Source organism: Intrasporangium mesophilum, from assembly GCF_054783095.1.
The window spans coordinates 304,486-321,212 of sequence record NZ_BAAGRF010000019.1 but is presented as its reverse complement, the minus strand read 5'-3'; the positions used below and the strand labels follow the sequence as shown (position 1 = coordinate 321,212).

Annotated in this window: 16 protein-coding genes; 8 read left to right on the top strand and 8 right to left on the bottom strand. The window is 70.3% G+C overall.

All coding sequences use genetic code 11. From position 1 onward, the window contains the following. The first annotated feature begins 207 nt into the window (after positions 1 to 207). Positions 208 to 1,224: a helix-turn-helix transcriptional regulator gene (locus ACYVLP_RS17725; protein WP_460628648.1), complete on the top strand. Its 1,017-nt coding sequence runs from the start codon at positions 208 to 210 to the stop codon at positions 1,222 to 1,224. Positions 1,225 to 1,468: 244 nt separating this feature from the next. Here ACYVLP_RS17725 and ACYVLP_RS17720 read toward each other — a convergent pair whose 3' ends face one another. Together ACYVLP_RS17720 and ACYVLP_RS17715 are read right to left on the bottom strand one after the other, a co-directional pair. After that, entirely contained in the window at positions 1,469 to 2,023 is a 555-nt protein-coding gene (locus ACYVLP_RS17720; protein WP_460628647.1) for an LURP-one-related/scramblase family protein, read from the bottom strand. 87 nt (positions 2,024 to 2,110) lie between these two features. After that, entirely contained in the window at positions 2,111 to 2,974 is an 864-nt protein-coding gene (locus tag ACYVLP_RS17715; RefSeq protein WP_460628646.1) for an ion transporter, read from the bottom strand. A 156-nt stretch (positions 2,975 to 3,130) separates the two neighbouring features. Between ACYVLP_RS17715 and ACYVLP_RS17710 the strand changes: the two genes are divergently transcribed. Continuing rightward, positions 3,131 to 5,308, top strand: a complete 2,178-nt coding sequence (locus tag ACYVLP_RS17710) for a molybdopterin-containing oxidoreductase family protein (RefSeq protein ID WP_460628645.1) — start codon at positions 3,131 to 3,133, stop codon at positions 5,306 to 5,308. Here ACYVLP_RS17710 and ACYVLP_RS17705 read toward each other — a convergent pair. The 6 genes from ACYVLP_RS17705 to ACYVLP_RS17680 form a co-directional block, all read right to left on the bottom strand. Continuing rightward, entirely contained in the window at positions 5,295 to 5,759 is a 465-nt protein-coding gene (locus ACYVLP_RS17705; RefSeq protein ID WP_460628644.1) for a GyrI-like domain-containing protein, read from the bottom strand. The two genes, ACYVLP_RS17710 and ACYVLP_RS17705, sit on opposite strands and share 14 nt — an antisense overlap. Positions 5,760 to 5,803: 44 nt before the next feature. Beyond that, positions 5,804 to 6,088, bottom strand: coding sequence for an antibiotic biosynthesis monooxygenase family protein (locus ACYVLP_RS17700; RefSeq protein ID WP_460628643.1), 285 nt, complete (start codon positions 6,086 to 6,088; stop codon positions 5,804 to 5,806). A gap of 65 nt (positions 6,089 to 6,153) precedes the next feature. Further along, entirely contained in the window at positions 6,154 to 6,417 is a 264-nt protein-coding gene (locus ACYVLP_RS17695; protein ID WP_460628642.1) for a hypothetical protein, read from the bottom strand. A gap of 29 nt (positions 6,418 to 6,446) precedes the next feature. Continuing rightward, a complete protein-coding gene (locus ACYVLP_RS17690) occupies positions 6,447 to 6,908 on the bottom strand; it encodes an ester cyclase (protein WP_460628641.1) in 462 nt (153 codons plus the stop codon). Positions 6,909 to 6,944: 36 nt separating this feature from the next. Continuing rightward, positions 6,945 to 9,767, bottom strand: coding sequence for a helix-turn-helix transcriptional regulator (locus tag ACYVLP_RS17685; RefSeq protein ID WP_460628640.1), 2,823 nt, complete (start codon positions 9,765 to 9,767; stop codon positions 6,945 to 6,947). A 48-nt stretch (positions 9,768 to 9,815) separates the two neighbouring features. Beyond that, positions 9,816 to 11,111, bottom strand: coding sequence for a hypothetical protein (locus tag ACYVLP_RS17680; RefSeq protein WP_460628639.1), 1,296 nt, complete (start codon positions 11,109 to 11,111; stop codon positions 9,816 to 9,818). Positions 11,112 to 11,404: 293 nt separating this feature from the next. Here ACYVLP_RS17680 and ACYVLP_RS17675 point away from each other — a divergent pair, with 293 nt between their 5' ends. The 6 genes from ACYVLP_RS17675 (at position 11,405) to ACYVLP_RS17650 (ending at position 16,710) form a co-directional block, all read left to right on the top strand. Next, positions 11,405 to 12,820, top strand: coding sequence for a S1C family serine protease (locus ACYVLP_RS17675; protein WP_460628638.1), 1,416 nt, complete (start codon positions 11,405 to 11,407; stop codon positions 12,818 to 12,820). Between the two features lie 30 nt (positions 12,821 to 12,850). After that, complete coding sequence (locus tag ACYVLP_RS17670) at positions 12,851 to 13,918, top strand: AAA family ATPase (RefSeq protein WP_460628637.1); 1,068 nt, start codon at positions 12,851 to 12,853, stop codon at positions 13,916 to 13,918. After that, the gene (locus ACYVLP_RS17665) at positions 13,915 to 14,889 is read left to right on the top strand and encodes a DUF58 domain-containing protein (protein WP_460628636.1); all 975 of its coding nucleotides are present in this window, start codon (positions 13,915 to 13,917) and stop codon (positions 14,887 to 14,889) included. The genes ACYVLP_RS17670 and ACYVLP_RS17665 overlap by 4 nt, the downstream gene beginning before the upstream one ends. Continuing rightward, complete coding sequence (locus ACYVLP_RS17660; RefSeq protein ID WP_460628635.1) at positions 14,886 to 15,854, top strand: VWA domain-containing protein; 969 nt, start codon at positions 14,886 to 14,888, stop codon at positions 15,852 to 15,854. The genes ACYVLP_RS17665 and ACYVLP_RS17660 overlap by 4 nt, the downstream gene beginning before the upstream one ends. A gap of 65 nt (positions 15,855 to 15,919) precedes the next feature. Beyond that, on the top strand, positions 15,920 to 16,285 hold the full coding sequence (locus tag ACYVLP_RS17655) for a hypothetical protein (protein ID WP_460628634.1): 366 nt from the start codon (positions 15,920 to 15,922) through the stop codon (positions 16,283 to 16,285). Continuing rightward, positions 16,282 to 16,710, top strand: a complete 429-nt coding sequence (locus tag ACYVLP_RS17650; RefSeq protein WP_460628633.1) for a MerR family transcriptional regulator — start codon at positions 16,282 to 16,284, stop codon at positions 16,708 to 16,710. Before ACYVLP_RS17655 ends, ACYVLP_RS17650 begins: the two co-directional genes overlap by 4 nt. The last annotated feature ends 17 nt before the right edge of the window (positions 16,711 to 16,727 follow it).

Below are 16,727 nucleotides of genomic sequence, written 5' to 3'. Positions count from 1 at the left end.
CCGGTTTTGGGAGCACGGCGCGGCACCGGTCAGGCGCCCTCGCCGCGGCAGGCCCCGAGGGGGGTGGGGCCATCGCCACGAGAAGGGTGACAAGAGGCCCCCCACTCGCGGAACCCCTCCGGGCAGGCGGAGAATCGACATGTCGTGTTCTCGACAGCCCGGCCTTTTGCGACGGGCGGACCGGGCCGGGGTGAGAGGGAGCCGTGCATGAGCCCTGAGGTGGACCTCACAGCCCTCGGGCTGAACGCCGCGCAGCAGCTCGACTACCACTCGCTCGTCGTCCAAGGCGGTGGCACGGAAGGGGACCTGGCGGCCCGTTGGAGCTCTTCCCCCGAGGACGTCCACAACGTCCTCTGCTCGCTGCGCGACCTCGGGCTCGTCGAGAGGACGACGCTCGCGGGGGAGCCGCCTCTGTGGTTCCCGACGGCCCCGGACGTGGCGCTCCAGGGTCTGCTCAACTCGCACCGGCACGCCCTGTCGGTGGCGGAGACGTCGGTCGCGCAGCTGACCGAGCTGTTCCGACGGGACGTCAACCATGCGGGCGTCGGCGACCTCGTCGAGGTCGTGCTCGGAGCCGAGGCCGTCGGGGCACGATTCCTCCAGCTGGAGCTCGGTGCCCGCGAGGAAGTCTGCGCCTTCGTCGACGCGCGCCCCGTCGCCGTCAGCCCGGAGGAGAACCAGGCGGAGGAGCAGGCGCTCCAGCGCGGCGTCACCTTTCGAGTCGCGATGGAACGGGCCGCCCTCGAGGATCCCGCGACGGCCGGTGAGGTCCGCGACGCGCTCGGCGGGAATGCGCTCGTCCGCACCGTCCACAAGGTCCCGACCAAGCTGATCGTCACGGACGGAGCCGTCGCGATGGCCCCACTCTCCGTGCGCGGCCACGACACCGCCGCGGTAGTCATCCGGGCCCCGAGCCTGGTGCGCTCCTTGGTCTCGCTGTTCGAGTTCGTCTGGGCCGCAGGGGTTCCCGTCGTCCTGGGATCGGACGAGAGCATCGAGGAGGGGCTCGCTGCGGGCCCCGACAGCCATGACATCGCGCTCGTCTCGCTGATGCTCGGCGGGCTCACCGACGAGGCTGTCGGCAAGCAGCTGGGGATGAGCGGACGGACCGTCCAGCGCCGCCTCAAGGCGTTGATGGACTACACCGGCGCCACCTCCCGTATGCAGCTCGGCTGGGAGGCGTCCGAGCGCGGCTGGGTGACCCGGGGGTCCGACGGCCGCTGAGCCCGTGCGTCACGTGGCGGGTGGTGCTGCTGTGACGAGGCGCTCACTCGACCGTCGAGTGGGCGCCCGGTCACACGTCGACGGCCACGACCGGCGTCGAGTGAGCGCCCCGTCACACGCCGACGGCCACTACCGGCGTCGAGTGGGCGCCCGGTCACACGTCGACGGCCACGACCGGCGTCGAGTGGGCGCCCCGTCACACGTCGAGTGGGCGCCCGGTCACGGGTCGAGGGACGGAAGGGCGCTAGCCGACGTCGTGGGTCATGCTGTCGATGACCGCGGTGACCGCCAGGATCAGCACGTCGTTGTGGCCCTCGAGGATCTCCACGCCGTAGGTGTCGGCGATCCGGAACCACCGCTTGGACACCTCGGCCACCTCCTGCCCGCCCTGGGAGACCTTGTACTCGTGGTCCACGATGTTGCCCTGGACCTCCATGTCCTGCCCGTCGGCGACCTCGACGGTGAACCGCTCCCGCAGCGGGCTGATCATCGCCTTCTTGACGGTCGCCACGGTCCGCCCGGAGGCGTCCTCGATGTCCATGGTGTCCCGCACCCGCAGCTTGCGTTCCTGCAGCTTGAGCAGCTCGGTGCCGGAGGCGTCCTCGAAGATGAGGGTGTCGCGGATCCGCATCGCCTTGCCGTTGACCTTGTAGGCGCGTCGGCCCTGTTCGTCCTCGATCCAGGAGTCGTCGCCGATCGCGACGAGCTTCTGCCGCATCCGGTAGGTGGTCCGGCCGATGCCGCGGCGCTCGTCGCGTCGTTCCTCCCGGCGTTCTTCCCGGCGATCCCGCAGTCCCATCACTGTCTCCTTCGCACGATGACTCCGTTACTCCGTCATGACACCGTCCCCAGCGAGTGGCGTGGCACCCCCGGAGCGGGTGAATCGTCAGCCGGCCCGCAGCGAGCGTTCCAGCGCATCGAGAGCGGCCTGCTGCTGGCTGAGCGCTGCACGCATCTGCTGGAGCTGTCCCTCGAGGTCGACCGAGGGGAGGCCCTCCGCGGGGGTGGTCGTACCGGCCTGTGCTGCGGTGTCCGGGGCTGCCGTGTCCTGGTCTGCTTTGTCTTGCGCTGTTTTGTCCTGGGTCGCCTGTGCGCCTCGCGGCGCGAGGAAGAGGTTGGCCAGGTAGCCGGTGAGGGTGCCGAAGATGCCGACCCCGACGATGATGATGACCGTTCCCAGCTCTCGGCCGCCGTTGGTGACGGGGTACTGGTCGCCGTAGCCGACCGTCGACATCGTCACGATGACGTACCACATGGCGTCCGACGCGTTGACGATGTTCGCGTCCGGCGCCGGTTGCTCGAGGCGCAGCAGCCCGAGACTCCCGAACTCCATCATCAGGACGCCGACGAGAAGCAAGGACAGCAGGGCACTTCCGGCGCGGTCACCGAGGAGGCTTCGGCCGATGTTGCGGGCGCCGTACTTGCGCAGCAGGCGGACGACGCGGGCCAGCCGGAAGACGCGCAGGATCTTGATCTGCGGGAAGGGCAGGCTCGCCAGCAGGTCCGCCCAGCCGTACTGGCGGAAGAAGTAGCTCGTCCGGGACGGAGCCCGTCGCAGACGCACCAGGAAGTCGCCGAGGAACACCGCGCTGAGGAACAGGTCCATGACCCGGACCACGTTCTGCGTGGCCGGATCTCGGAGCAGGGCCAGCAGCACGATGTTGACCAGCGAGAGCACCGACAGCGCCCCGATGAAGATCTCGTACCCGGTGTGACCCAGCTCGCCGTCTCGAGCGTCCTTGTCCGACATCTTGGGCCTCCGTCGCCCTCGAAAGCTCTTCCAGCGCCAAGGATTCCAGGACGTATTCGGTTGGGTCCGGCATACGCGCATACGTGCGGAAGCTGCCGGGGTCCTTTCGGCCCCGAGGCCGTTGTCGAGCTCAGTCCGGAGCGCGAGAATCGGACGGTGGCTGGGGACTCCGTTCCGACGTTCTGTCCGTTGTGTGTGTCGCGCTGCGGGGCGCGCGCCGAGGTCAGCGACGGGAAACTGCTCGCCCTGCATCCCGATCCGTCCCACCCGACCGGGAAGGCGATCTGCCTGAAGGGCAAGGCGGCCCCCGAGATCGTCTACCACCCGTCGCGGCTGCTGCACCCGATGCGGCGGACCAACCCGAAGGATGCGTCGGATCCGGGGTGGGAGCGAGTCAGCTGGGACGAGGCCCTGGACGAGGTCGCCATGCGGCTGCAGACTGCCGCGGCAACCGACGGGCCTGGGTCGGTGGGGTTCAGCTCGAGCTCGCCGTCCACCTCGGCGATCAGCGACGCCGTCGACTGGGTCCAGCGGCTGATCCGGGCCTTCGGGAGCCCGAACTACTGCGGCTACATGGAGCTCTGCGGCTGGGGCCGCTACTTCGCGCCGCTGTACACCTTCGGCGCGTCGGTGCCCGGCGTCTATCTGCCGGACCTCGACAACGCCGGGTGCATCCTGTTCTGGGGGTACAACCCCTCGGTGGCGCGCCTGGCGCACGCGACGAGCACGGTCGCCGCGCTCCGGCGAGGGGCGAAGCTGGTCGTCGTCGACCCGCGCAAGGCGGGGCTCGCCTCCAAGGCGGACCATTGGCTTCGAGTCCGACCCGGCACCGACGGCGCGCTCGCGTTGTCGCTGACCCATGTGATGATCGAGAACGGCTGGTACGACGCCGATTTCGTCCGCGACTGGACCAACGCCGCAGATGTCGTCGATGGCGCAACAGTGTGGGAGCTGCTCGCGTCGCGATGCGCGGAGTTCCCTCCGGATCGCGCCGAGGTGATCACGGGAGTGCCCGCGGCCGACATCGTCGCTACCGCGAGGACCCTCTGGGAGTCCCGGCCCGTCGCTTTCTACACCTGGAGCGGACTGGAGCAGCACAACGGGGCAACGCAGACCATACGTGCGATCGACGTGCTCTATGCCCTGACCGGAAGCTTCGACGTGCGCGGCGGAAACGTCCTGTTCGAGGCAGTCCCGTCGAACCCGATCGACGGCATGGAGCTCCTTTCCGGACCGCGGCCCCCGGCGGTCGGAGTCGAGCAACGCCCGCTCGGGCCCGCCCGGTTCGAGTTCGTCACCGGCGAGGACTTCTACACAGCGGCCATCGAACGCCGGATCACCACGCTGGTGGGCTTTGGCGGCAACCCGGTGATGGCCCACGCGGACAGCCTCCGCGGCCGGGAGGCGCTGCGCAGTCTCGACTTCTTCGTCCAGGCGGACCTCTTCATGACCCCGACGGCAGAGCTCGCGGACATCGTGCTGCCGGTGACGACGCCCTTCGAGTCCGAGGCGCTGAAGATCGGCTTCGAGTACAGCCAGGAGGCGCAGTCGCTCGTCCAGCTCAGGCGGCCGCTCGTCGCGCCGCGCGGCGAAGCACGGTCGGACCTCCAGATCGTGTTCGACCTCGCGACCCGGCTCGGTCTCGGAGAGCACTTCTGGGACGGCGACATCGACGCGGCATACCGCCATCAGCTCGCGCCCAGCGGGATCACGCTGGAAGACCTCCGGGCACACCCCGAGGGCGTGCGGGTGCCGCTGACCACCCGCTACCGCAAGTACGCCGAGTCCGGTTTCGCGACCCCCTCGCGCAAGGTGGAGCTGTACTCCGCAACCCTCGCCGCCCACGGCTACGAACCGCTGCCGGCATACGTGGAGCCGCTGATCAGCCCGCGTTCCCGGCCCGACCTCGCCGAGCGGTACCCGCTGGTCCTCAGCTGCGCCAAGTCGCTGTTCTTCTGCGAGACCCAGCACAGGCAGGTGGCCGCGCTGCGCAAGAGCGCCCCTGAGCCCCTGCTCGAGATGCACCCGGCGACCGCAGAGTCCCGCGGGATCGGTGCGGGTGACTGGGTCTCGCTGGACACGCCCTACGGCAGCATCCGGTCGCGGGTGAAGCTCAACGCCGCGCTCGACCCCCAGGTCGTCTTCGGCCAGCACGGCTGGTGGCAGGCCTGTGACGAGCTCGGGCTGCCGGGCTACCCGCCGTACACCGCCGAAGGTGCCAACCTCAACCTCGTGCTGCCTCAGACCCCCAGCGACCCGATCAGCGGCAGCGCGCCGATGCGGGCGAGCGTCTGCAACGTCTCGCCGATCCCGGCTGTGCTCACAGGGGAGTGAGCAGGTAGGACACGGTCGTCCGGGTCTGAGCCGGATCGGGCGTGGGGTCGCCGTAGATCTCCCACGACATTCCGGCGAACGACCGGCCTTCCCGGGCGCGCCAGGCCTCGATGGCAGCGTGTGCCTCGCCGAGCTGTTCGTACGGGCCGAGGTGGACGGCGGTGGCGACCTCCCCTGCAGGAGTCTGGACGGGCACGACCTCGCCGGAGGCGTCGAACGAGCCGAGCACCTCGACACCGAAGTCGACGTTCATCGGCAGCCCGGGGGCGGGTGCGTGGTGGTACAGGAAGATGTTGTGGCCGTCGCCGCGCAGACCTGGGTTTGCTCGAAGGAACTCCCAGACCTGGTCGAGCGCGGGTTGCCAGACGGCGCCGACCTGTCCGACGGCGACCTGCCGGCGCACGGCCGCGAGGTGCCGTGCCGCGGCGTGCTCGATCGTGACGTCCGGCACCGTCCGAGTATGGCAGGCAACCGTGAAGGGCCCTCTGAGATGGGCTAGCCGATCCGGGTGGCCCTCAACGGCGCCGCGAGGAGCTCGAGGACCGGCGCGTACAGGCCCTCGGAGGAGGCCGCCGCCACCGCGGCGGCCTGCAGCTCGGCGGACTCCCATCCGGCGATCTCGACCAGGACGTCCGGGCTGTCGAGCCCCTCGTACACCGTGCTCCCGAGGAAGCCCTGCGCTCTCGGTCCGTGCGTCGCCGAGATGTTCTCGAGCAGACCCTTGAGCGCTGCTCGCGCGCCCGGCTTGGCCTGAAACTCGATGACGACCTTGACAGCCATGAGGACCATCTCCCGGGTCAGCGGCCCACTGCGTTCACAGTGCACCGGTGTGCAGAGGTCTTGCTCTAGGCCTCGACGTAGACGGTCATCGGCATGATGACCCCGTGCGACTCCGCCTGGGCGGCCAGCTCCGGAGGCATCGAGGACAGCACCCCTTTGAGGGCGTCGAGGTTGTCGAGGTCGAACGCGACGGCGGCGTGGTTGCTCCCGTCCAGAGCCACCAGGTCGGTCATGCCGGTCGCACCCGGCATGGCGCCGGCGCGCTCGGCCTTGCCGCCCAGCCAGCGGTCACGGTCCTTGACTGCGTGGGTGATGACGATTCTCGGCATGGTCAGCTCCTCAGTGGTTGTGGCGACGGCTACGCCGGTGCGCCGGTGGGTATGACACCGAGCTGCTGCAACAGCGACAGCATGTCCCCGACGCCCCAGTGCTCGGCCACCAGGCCTGCGTGGTTGAACCGCATGATGTCGATGAGCTGGATCTCCGCGTGCCTGCCGGTTGGCGGGATGCCCATGAACTCGCCCTGGTGCGTGCCGCTGACCGCCACTCGCGCGACGGTCTTGTCCCCGTCGGCGATGAGGTCCTCGACCTTCATCCGCAGGTCGGGGAACGCGACCAGGAGGACGCGGAAGTAGTCGAGGGTGCCCTCCTTGGTGTCGGGGAAGCCCGGGGCGCCCTGGTTCTCGACGAAGTCGTCAGCGACCAGGTCACCGAAACCGGCTATGTCTCCGTCGTTGATCCGCTCGTAGGTCTTGCGCATCACCGCAGCGTGGTCCATCGTCGCCACCCCTTCTCCAGGCTTGAGCGGCGTATGCCGCACGCGGTCGAGTGTGGCTCCTGCCGGCCCGCGAAGACATCACTCGATCGAGTGGTTTACGACCGTCGAGAGGGCGACCCGGTTCGAGACGCCGAGCTTGGCGAACACGTGCCGGAGGTGGCTGTTCACGGTGTGCGGCGAGATGTAGAGCCGCCTGGCGACGGCACCGTTCGTGAGTCCTTCTGCCACGAGTCGCGAGACCGCGACCTCGGTCGTGGTGAGGCTCGCCCAACCGTCCTCCGGCCGGTCCCTCGACCCGCGCGGGGCAGGGCGGACGCCGAGCTCGCGCAGCTCTGCGCGGACCCGGCCCGCCCAGCCACGAGCGCCCGCTCGCTCGTAGCGCTCCAGTGCCTCATGGAGCAGCGCCGCCGACTCCTCCCGCCGCCCGGTACGGGCCAGCAGGTTCGCCGCGTCCTCACACGTGCCGGCGTGCTCGACCAGCAGCGGCGCCTCGCGAGCAAGCGCGACGGCCTCGAGCATCGGGCCGACCTGACCCGTCACCAGACCGTGGCAGCGCAGCGCGAGACTGCGAACCGTCGGCACCCCTGGTGCGAGCTCCGCTGCTTCGGCGACCGTGTCGGCCACCTCGGTGGCGACGTCCCGATGACCGAGGGCCAGGGCCAGACGCACGAGGTCGGGCGCGAGCCAGCGGTAGTAGAACCCGCACTCCCGGGCAACGTCGACGCGCCAACACCGCAGCAACACCGCATACGCGCCCTCGAGGTCTCCCTCGGCCGCCTTCAGCCCGGCCACGGCATACGCCCGGATCCCCGCGTTGTAGCTCTGGGGGTCCTGCTCCAGCGACCCGGCGATCCCGGCGGTCAGGTCGTTCGCCGCCCGGTGGTCTCCCGTGGCAGTCGCGATGACCGCTCGGTAGGCGAGCGACTGAGCGATGAGCAGCGGGTTTCCCTTGTCCTGTGCGGCGAGGCCGCCGGCGATGAGGCCCGGCAGGGCGTCGTCCCAGTCGCCGATCGCGAACGACGCCTGGGCGTCGGCCATCAGCGTCTCAGAGAGCCACCATCCGGTCCCGAACTCGTCGTCGAGCGCCGATCGGTATGCCGCTCTGGCATCGGCGACGAGGTCGCAGTCGAACAGGGCAAGTCCGAGGAAGTACTGCGGCTGCAGCGGCAGCGACCTGACGTCGTGCGCGCCCGCGGCGAGGTCGGCGGCCCGCCTCGCGTGCACCAGGGCCTCGTCGAAGCGGCCCTGCCTACCCACCGCCACGAGGAGCGCCGTCAGGGCCCACACGGTCATGGCCGCATCCTCGGCCCGCTCGGCGATGCGGAGTGCCTGCCCGGCCGCCGACTCACCGGCTCGGGGGTCGCCCGTGTAGGTCCATGCCCAGCTCTGCTGGGCGAGGATCAGCACGTGGTCCGAGGGTCCAAGCCCTGACGGGTCGGCGAGTCTGGCCCGCGCCACCGCGATGACCTCCTCGGCCCGGTTCTGGAGGGCCAGCGCGCCGAGAAGCGCAACGCGCATCGGGGTGTCCATCCCGGCTGCGTGCGGTCGAGCGAGGAACGCTTCGGCACGTGCCGATGCCTCGGCCACCCTCCCGGCGCGCAGGAGCGCTTGCACGATCTCCGCCGCAACCACGTCCGTCTCAGGATGACCCGCCGGCAGTGATGCCTCTGCGCGGCGAAGCAGCTCGACGGCGACCAGGGGCGCCTGCGCGGAGGCCTCCCGGGCGGCATCGCGCAACCAGGCGGCGGCCTGTTCGTCAGGACGCTCGGCGCCGAGCATCAGATGGTCGGCCACGTCCAGTCGATCCGCGCCCGCGGCCATGAGCACGACCGCGGCCTCACGGTGCAGCAGACGCCGCGCCGCGGGCGGCATGTGCTGGTAGATCGCGTCGTGCACGAGCTGGTGGCGGAAAGCGACTCGCTCGTCGACCTCGTCGAGCAGCTCGGCATCGAACGCGGGTGCGAGCTGCGCGACGACATCGGCCGGGGGCCTGCGAGCCAGCGCTGCGACCTCGCGCAGGGACACGGTGTCGCCGAGCACCGCGGTGATCTGCAGGAGCTCCAGGGTCGCCGCCGGAAGGTGACGCAGGCGGCGGACCACCAGGTCGCTCAGCGACGCCGGGAGCTCCGAGGTCGTCACCTCGAGGCTGTCCTCGGCTCGGCGCAGCAGTCCCTCGTCGGCCAGGGATCGGAGCATCGCCACGGCCCAGAGCGGGTTCCCGCCCGCCTTGGCGAGCATCGCGGTCAGGTCGGGCCCGGGAGGAGCCCCCAGCACATCGCCGGCGAGCACGGTCAGGTCGTCGGGACCCAGCGGCCGGAGGTGGATCGTGAGCGCGCCGTCAGCGACCAGATCGTCGAGCAGCCGTTCCAGCTCGGGCGGCTGCGGCGATGACCGAGCCGTCACGACGAGGAACAGCGGCGCGAGCGGCAGCTGCCGTGCCAGCGTCAAGATGGCGAGGAGGCTCGAGCTGTCCGCCCACTGGAGGTCTTCGGCCACCAGCAGGGCCGGGCCGTCCGCGCACATGCTCTCCACGAGGTCCACGACCTCCTCGACGACGCGGAACCGGATGTCGCCACCGGCGCTCGCCTCAGCGCTCCGACCGTCCAGCAGCGCGCCGATCGCGGCGCGGCGCGGGTCCGCCGAGCGCCGGCTCAGGCCCAGCGCCGCGGCGACCACCCCGAAGGGGCGGGTGCGCTCGAACGGATGTGCCTGGCCGCTGTAGACGGCCACCCCGCGGGAGCGGGCCTGCTCGATGATGCTCTCCACCAGGCGGGTCTTGCCGATGCCGGCCTCGCCCTCGATCGCGAGCACCGATGCCTGCCCGTCACCGAGACGTCGAAGGGCGGCCGCGGCGATCTCGAGCTCGATCCCGCGGCCCACCAGCCCCTCCGGCGAAGACACGCTCAAGTCTGCCCCGAAGGACTGCAGTCCGGCCGCCGTTTCGCCAAGTCAGGCGGCCGGGCGGTCACGCTGGAGCTGCCGGTGGGCCGACAGGTACAGCGAGTAGAGCACCAGGCTGTCCGCCGCCTCATCGAGCTCGTCCTGCATGAAGGTGACGGACTCCGCGGACTCCTTGTCCTGTCCGTTGTTCAGGGTGATGGCGAAAGACAGACTTGCCAGAACGCCAAGGACGAGCGTCAGCCTCCACAGGGGTTCTGTGATGATGATGCTCGAACCGAAGAGGTCGGACTCGAACGTCGTATTGACGACGAAGCCATTCTGCTTGCTTTCGAGCAACAGCTCCGTGGCGGTGCTGTCGACGATGCACATGCCCACGACCAGCATGACCGCGGCCGTGGCAAGTCCGACCAGCGCGACTCGCAGGACCGCCGTGCCCATGAGGATCAGCCGCAGGTTCCGCCGAACCGCGGGTGGCAGCGTCTCTGTGTCCGGCCTGACCTGAGCCAGTCGTTCACCGACGGGCTCACCGAGCTCTGCACGTCCGACCGCCTGCTCGACCCGGTCCGGTTGCTCGAGGGCCTGACGGGCCACCTCGAAGACATGTTCTCGCTCTGCGCGGGTGCGTACGTGCAGCGCCACCACGACGACGATCGACAACAGGGCGACCAGGACCCAGTAGCGCCAACCCTGCAGCATGCCGAAGAGGCGCCACGCGTCGTCAGCGACGAAGACAATGAGCAGCGACGTGAAGAGGAGCGGCATCTGTCGCAAGGCGGTCCCCACGCCTGACCTGAAGCCGTGTCTGAGCTTGCTCGCCAGGTGCAGGAGCAGAGACAGGCCACCTCCGATCGCGTCCAGCACCAACATCGCGAGGAAGCCGCCGACGCCGGCTATCGCGGCATACCCCAACACCTGGTTGTCGACGACGAGCCAGAGCACGAGCATGACCAGCGCCGCGCACACGGCGACTGCCACGCGCAACCTCGGTCCCATCGTCCGGGTGTCATCGCCAAGCTGACGCTGCACCGCGGCGGACCCGGGCGTTCGGGCCGCGATGTGGGAGTTCAGTGCTTGAATCGGCAGCGCGAGGTACTGGAGGTAGACGAACCAGTGCCACCAGGACCGGCCGCTGAAAACGATCGAAAGTATCGAGGTGGCTACGGTGGCGGCCAAGGCAGCCATCAGGAACTTCCCCGCACGGCCGCTGTACTCCTCGTCGTATCCCAGCGTGAAGGCCGGTAGGCCGCGCCTGCGAAAGACGGTCTCCACTGCCGCCATGTCGGTCTTCAGGGGCGTGGACGCCATCGGCTCATGCGTTGGGTCGACGCGTTCCTCGAGCGCCATGTTGACTCCGTGTCGTTGTCACCACGGGCGCCGACTGACGCCCATTCTGAGCAGACGGGCACCGTCGGACACCTGATACGCGTGAGGCAGCGACGAGCACGAGGGTGACGGAAGACCGGGTGCAGGTGCCTCGTCGAAGGAGGGTGCCACCGCATACCGCCCGGCGGCGACCTCGATCGTGGCTGTGCGCATACACATGGACCTCACAGCCGATGCGAGACCTGCTGACAGTTTCTCGACCCGACACTGTGCGCCCCGGCTGCTGTGGCCGGCCTGATCACGGTGAGGTTGCCATGTCGGTCCAAGGCGATGCAGGTCACGGTAACGGCTCGACGCCCGATGGTCCGACACACGGCGGCCCGGACCCGTGGACGTCGTCGCTGTGGGCGGACCCCAAGACGGTTGGCGGCTATGCCCGAGCGTCTGCCGTGCCACCCCCCGGCTACTCGCCGCCACCGCCCCCGCAGCAGCGGCCGCCCCGCCGAAGGATGCTGGTCGCCGTCCTGGCGTTGATCGCGCTCCTTGCCGGCGGCGCGGCGCTCGCGGGTGCGCTGCAGTCCCCGAGCAACACCACGGCGGCACCGCCGAAGCCGTCGGCGACGGTGCTGCCCTCGCCCACCCCGTCGAGCTCGCCGTCGGTCCCCGCTCCCAGCGCGCCGCGGACGTCCGAGCCTGCCGCGCCCCCCGGGGGCGCGCCGGAGTCGCCGGGGTCGCCGCCGAACGGGGCGCAGCAGCCGAACACGCAGTCCAAGACCCTGACCCCTCAGCAGGCCGCCGCAGCGGCCGCCGTGTCCAAGGGGCTCGTCGACATCAACACGAGCATCGGCTACGACGGCTCGCGGGGCGCCGGCACGGGAATCGTGCTGTCCGCCGACGGTCTGGTCCTCACCAACCATCATGTGGTGGCGGGTGCGACGAAGATCCAGGCGACCGATGTGGGCAATGCGAAGACGTATGACGCAACGGTGCTCGGCTACGACAGCACGCACGACGTGGCGGTCCTGCGCCTCAAGGACGCGTCCGGGCTCACGGTCGCGCCGCTGGGCACGTCGTCGACCGTGCACGTCGGCGACGCGGTCGTCGCAGTCGGGAACGCCGGCGGAGTCGGCGGGACGCCCAGCGCCGTCGCCGGCGCCGTCCTCGGGCTCGACCAGCCGATCACCGTCACGGACGAGACGGACGGCTCCACCCACCGGCTCACCGGCCTCATCCAGTTCGACGCGGCAGTGCAGCCGGGGGACTCGGGTGGCGCCTTGGTCGATGCCGCGGGAAAGGTCGTCGGAGTCGTCACCGCCGAGGGCCGCGCCGCCTCATCCAGTGACGTGTCGGTGTCGGTCGAAGGCTTCGCCATCCCGATCGACCAGGCACGGTCCATCGGGCAGCAGATCATCGACGGGAAGTCGTCGGCGACGGTCCACGTCGGTGCAACCGGGTTCCTGGGCGTGCAGCTCGCTTCCGGCCAGCGGGCCACGTCGAACGGCGGCGTGCTGGTGGGGTCTGTGGTGTCCGGGTCGGCGGCCGAGCAGGCGGGCATCCAGCCGGGAGATGTCATCACCAGCGTCGCAGGTCAGACGTTGAGCTCGGCCGCTGACCTGAAGGCTGCCGTCTCCGCGCACCGCCCCGGCGACGACGTGAAGGTCGCCTGGACCGACCCGACCGGCCAGAAGCACACCGCCTCGATCCGCCTGGGCACCGGCCCGGTCGGCTGACCTACCACTCACGCACGAGAGGACATCCCCGTGACCCAGTCTGTTCACTCCCCGGAACCGACCCCCACACTTGCCATCCCGGGTGCCGACCACGCGGCCCTGCTTGCCGATGCGCTCTTCCAGGTCAAGAAGGTCATCGTGGGTCAGGACCGCCTCGTCGAGCGGGTCATGGTGTGCCTGCTCGCCGACGGCCACTGCCTTATCGAGGGCTTCCCGGGTCTTGCCAAGACGTTGACGGTGTCGACCATGGCGCAGGCCGTGGGCGGCGACTTCGCCCGGCTCCAGTTCACGCCGGACCTGGTGCCCGCCGACCTCGTCGGCACCCGCACCTGGCGACCGTCGCAGGAGGACTTCGCCATCGAGTGGGGGCCGCTGTTCGCGAACATCGTGCTGGCGGACGAGATCAACCGCGCCCCGGCGAAGGTCCAGTCGGCCCTGCTCGAGGCGATGGCCGAGCGGCACGTGACGATCGCCGGCCAGACCCGCCCGCTGCCGAAGCCGTTCCTCGTCCTCGCCACGCAGAACCCGATCGAGTCCGAGGGTGTCTACGCCCTGCCGGAAGCCCAGCGCGACCGGTTCCTCATGCACGTCATGGTCAAGCACCCGACCTACGAGGAGGAGGTGGCGATCGCGCACCGCATGTCCGGCCACGCACCTGCGGCCGAGCAGGTGCTCACGAGCGAACAGCTCGTCGAGCTGCAGGGCGTCGTCCGTGACGTCTTCGTCCACCACGCCGTCCAGGACTATGCCGTCCGGCTCGTCATGGTCACCCGTGAGCCCGCCCGGTGGGGCCAGGACGACCTGGCTCGACTGATCGCCCTCGGCGCCAGTCCCCGAGGCACACTCGGTCTGCTGATCTCCGCCCGGGCCCTCGCCGTGCTCCGCGGTCGCCGGTACGTCGTCCCGCAGGACGTGTACGACGTCGCGCCCGAGGTCCTGCGTCACCGCATCACCCTGACCTACGACGCGCTGGCCGAGGGTGTGCACCCCGAGGCGGTCGTGGAGAGGCTGCTGCGCTCGGTGCCGGCGCCGAACATCTCTCCGCAGCAAGCGATCCCGTCGTTCGAGGTGGCGCTGCCGATGGAGGCGACCGGATGAGCGCGCCGCTGCTGTCGATGGCTGCGCCGGAGGCGGCAGCCAGGGCGCAGGTCCTGCGACGCCTCGAGCTGGCGATCGTGCGCCGGCTCGACGGCCGCGACACCGGCGACCACGCGAGCTACGCCTACGGGCCGGGAAGCGAGCGGGCCGGGGCGCGACCCTACGCACCCGGTGACGACGCCAGGCTCGTGGACTGGAACCTCACGGCACGCTCGGGGCAGGTCTGGGTCCGGCAGACCGAGGCCGACCGCGAGCTCGAGACGTGGGTTGTCGTGGACCGGTCGGCGAGTCTGGACTTCGGGACCGCGGACTGCGAGAAGCGTGACGTCGCACTCGGCGCCACCGCGGCATTCGGCATGCTGACCATGCGCGGCGGCAACAGGTTCGGCGTCCTCGTCGCCGGCGCGGACCGCTTGGGGCACATCCCAGCGCGGCGCGGGCGCAGCGCGTTCCTGGCGGCGCTGGCTGCCGTCCATGACTCCGCCCGCCAGGCGGGCGCGCCCGGCGAAGGCGGCACTTTGTCGGCCGCACTGCTGCGGCTACCACTGGTGCAGCCACGTCGCTGCCAGGTCGTCGTCATCTCGGACTTCCTCGGCGACGACGGCTGGACAGGCGCGCTGAGCCGCGGGGCCCGTCACCACAATGTCGTGGCCGTCCACGTGACCGACCCGCGCGAGCTCGCCCTGCCGGCCGTCGGCGTGCTCGCGGTGGTGGACACCGAGACCGGTCGGCAGCGCTACATCCAGTCCTCGTCGCCAGGCCTTCGCGCACGGTATGCCGCGGCTGCGGCTGAGCGTCATCGCGACATCCGCGCGCGGATCGACGGCACCGGTGCGGCATACCTCCATCTGTCCACCGACCGGGACTGGCTCACGGACACGGTCCAGTTCGCCGCCCAGCTGCACCGGGCACGGCGTGCCCGGCCGTCTGACGAGGTCATCGCGCGGTTCGCGTCGGCGGTGACCCCATGACCTTCCAGTCCGCGTGGCGGCTGCTGCTCCTCGTGCTGCCCGTCGCGCTGCTCGCCGCTTACGTGCTCGTCCAGCGCCGCCGCCACGTCCAGGTGCTGCGGTTCACCAGCGTGGACCTGCTCGACTCGGTGGCGCCCCGCCGGCAGGGATGGCAGCGGCATATCCCGGGGGCGCTGCTGCTGCTCACCCTCGTCGTTCTCGTCGTTGCGTTCGCCGAGCCGGCCATGGCGCTGCGCACGCCCAAGGACCGCGCGACGATCATGCTCACCCTCGACACATCGGCCTCGATGACCGCGACCGATGTCGAGCCCAGCCGTTTGGAGGCGGCGCAGGCCCAGGCGACCAAGTTCGTCCAGGACCTGCCGCAGGGGATCCAGGTCGGGCTGGTCACCTTCGACAGCACGGCCCGGCTGCTCGTGCCGCCCACGACCGACCGGGCACAGCTGATCTCGTCGATCCAGTCGCTGTCGGTCGGTGGGGGCACAGCAACGGCGCCCGGGCTGCGTGAGTCGCTGGCCGCGATCGCGGCCGTGCCCAAGGGCACCACCGGCAAGCCGGCGCCGGCGGCGATCGTGCTGATGAGCGACGGTTCTCCCACCATCGGCGACGGTCAGCTCTCGCCGATCGATGCCGCCGACGCGGCCGCTCAGGACGCGCGGGCCCAGAAGGTGCCGGTCGACACGATCGCCTTCGGCACGTCGGGCGGGGTGGTGAACGTCCAGGGACAGGACATCCCGGTCCCGTACGACCCGGAGTCCATGGCCAGGATCGCGCAGGAGAGCGGCGGCACGTCCTTCACCGCGGAGACCGCTGACCAGCTCGGCTCGATCTACGACCAGATCGGCCGGGATGTCGCCTACACCGTCAGCACGCGCGACCTGACGGCTGTCTTTGTCGGCCTCGCGCTTCTCATCGCGGTGCTCGCCGCTGCCGGGGCGCTTCGGTGGACTCAACGTCTGGTCTGAGGGGCTGGTCTGGATGAAGCCTCGCGCTTGCATTCCGTACCTAGGTCCGGGTTTACGGTCGAGACATGACCGCAGACCGAGAGTTGAGCCTGACGGCGTGGCAGGACGAAGTCCCGGCATCCTGCACCCTTTCCGCAGCTGAGCGGCCGGTGCGCCTGCGGGAGTTCGACGAGCTGTTCGCGCGCGATGTCCGCTCCGTTCACGCTGAGGCGCCGGACCGGCTCCGGTTCGACCTGCGGGCCGGCCCGGAGGTCGCGGCGCGGGCTGCGGCGCTGGCTGTGAAGGAGGCCGGCTGCTGCTCCTTCTTCGCCTTCGACCTGGCGATTGCGGACGGCACGGTCTCGCTCGCCGTCACCGCGCCGACCGCGCACCAGGATGTCCTCGCAGCACTGCGTGCCAGGGCCGAGACCCAGATGGGGGCCCAGGCATGACGGGCGAGCTTCGGGCAGGTCAGGTGGCCGAGGCGGTGGGGGTCAATGTCGAGACGATGCGTTACTACGAGCGCCGCGGGATCATCGACGAGCCGCAGCGGAGCCTGGGCGGACATCGGCTCTACCCGGAGTCGACCGTGACGACGCTTCGCGTGATCAAGGCCGCGCAGCGGCTCGGGTTCACGCTCGACGAGGTGGCCGAGCTGCTGGAGGCCGGTCGTCACCATCACGGCGAGTCGGCAGGCGGCCTGCAGGCCCGGGTGGACTCAAAGCTCGCGGAGGTCGACCAGAAGATCGCCGACCTGCACGTCATCCGGGACAGCCTCGTCGCCGCCCGCGACGCGGGCTGTGACGACCTCGTCCAGTGCGCCGAGTCCGCGTGCTGCCCGATTCCCTTCCTCGAGATCGCACGCTCTGCCCGCTGACCTACATCACGTGCGGG

What these genes read in the sequence shown, in the direction of transcription:
- ACYVLP_RS17695 (WP_460628642.1), bottom strand. Translation starts at nt 6,417, where the DNA reads ATGCCGAGAATCGTCATCACCCACGCAGTCAAGGACCGTGACCGCTGG.
- ACYVLP_RS17675 (WP_460628638.1), top strand. Translation starts at nt 11,405, where the DNA reads ATGTCGGTCCAAGGCGATGCAGGTCACGGTAACGGCTCGACGCCCGAT.
- ACYVLP_RS17715 (WP_460628646.1), bottom strand. Translation starts at nt 2,974, where the DNA reads ATGTCGGACAAGGACGCTCGAGACGGCGAGCTGGGTCACACCGGGTAC.
- ACYVLP_RS17720 (WP_460628647.1), bottom strand. Translation starts at nt 2,023, where the DNA reads ATGGGACTGCGGGATCGCCGGGAAGAACGCCGGGAGGAACGACGCGAC.
- ACYVLP_RS17680 (WP_460628639.1), bottom strand. Translation starts at nt 11,111, where the DNA reads ATGGCGCTCGAGGAACGCGTCGACCCAACGCATGAGCCGATGGCGTCC.
- ACYVLP_RS17655 (WP_460628634.1), top strand. Translation starts at nt 15,920, where the DNA reads ATGACCGCAGACCGAGAGTTGAGCCTGACGGCGTGGCAGGACGAAGTC.
- ACYVLP_RS17650 (WP_460628633.1), top strand. Translation starts at nt 16,282, where the DNA reads ATGACGGGCGAGCTTCGGGCAGGTCAGGTGGCCGAGGCGGTGGGGGTC.
- ACYVLP_RS17700 (WP_460628643.1), bottom strand. Translation starts at nt 6,088, where the DNA reads ATGGCTGTCAAGGTCGTCATCGAGTTTCAGGCCAAGCCGGGCGCGCGA.
- ACYVLP_RS17665 (WP_460628636.1), top strand. Translation starts at nt 13,915, where the DNA reads ATGAGCGCGCCGCTGCTGTCGATGGCTGCGCCGGAGGCGGCAGCCAGG.
- ACYVLP_RS17725 (WP_460628648.1), top strand. Translation starts at nt 208, where the DNA reads ATGAGCCCTGAGGTGGACCTCACAGCCCTCGGGCTGAACGCCGCGCAG.
- ACYVLP_RS17660 (WP_460628635.1), top strand. Translation starts at nt 14,886, where the DNA reads ATGACCTTCCAGTCCGCGTGGCGGCTGCTGCTCCTCGTGCTGCCCGTC.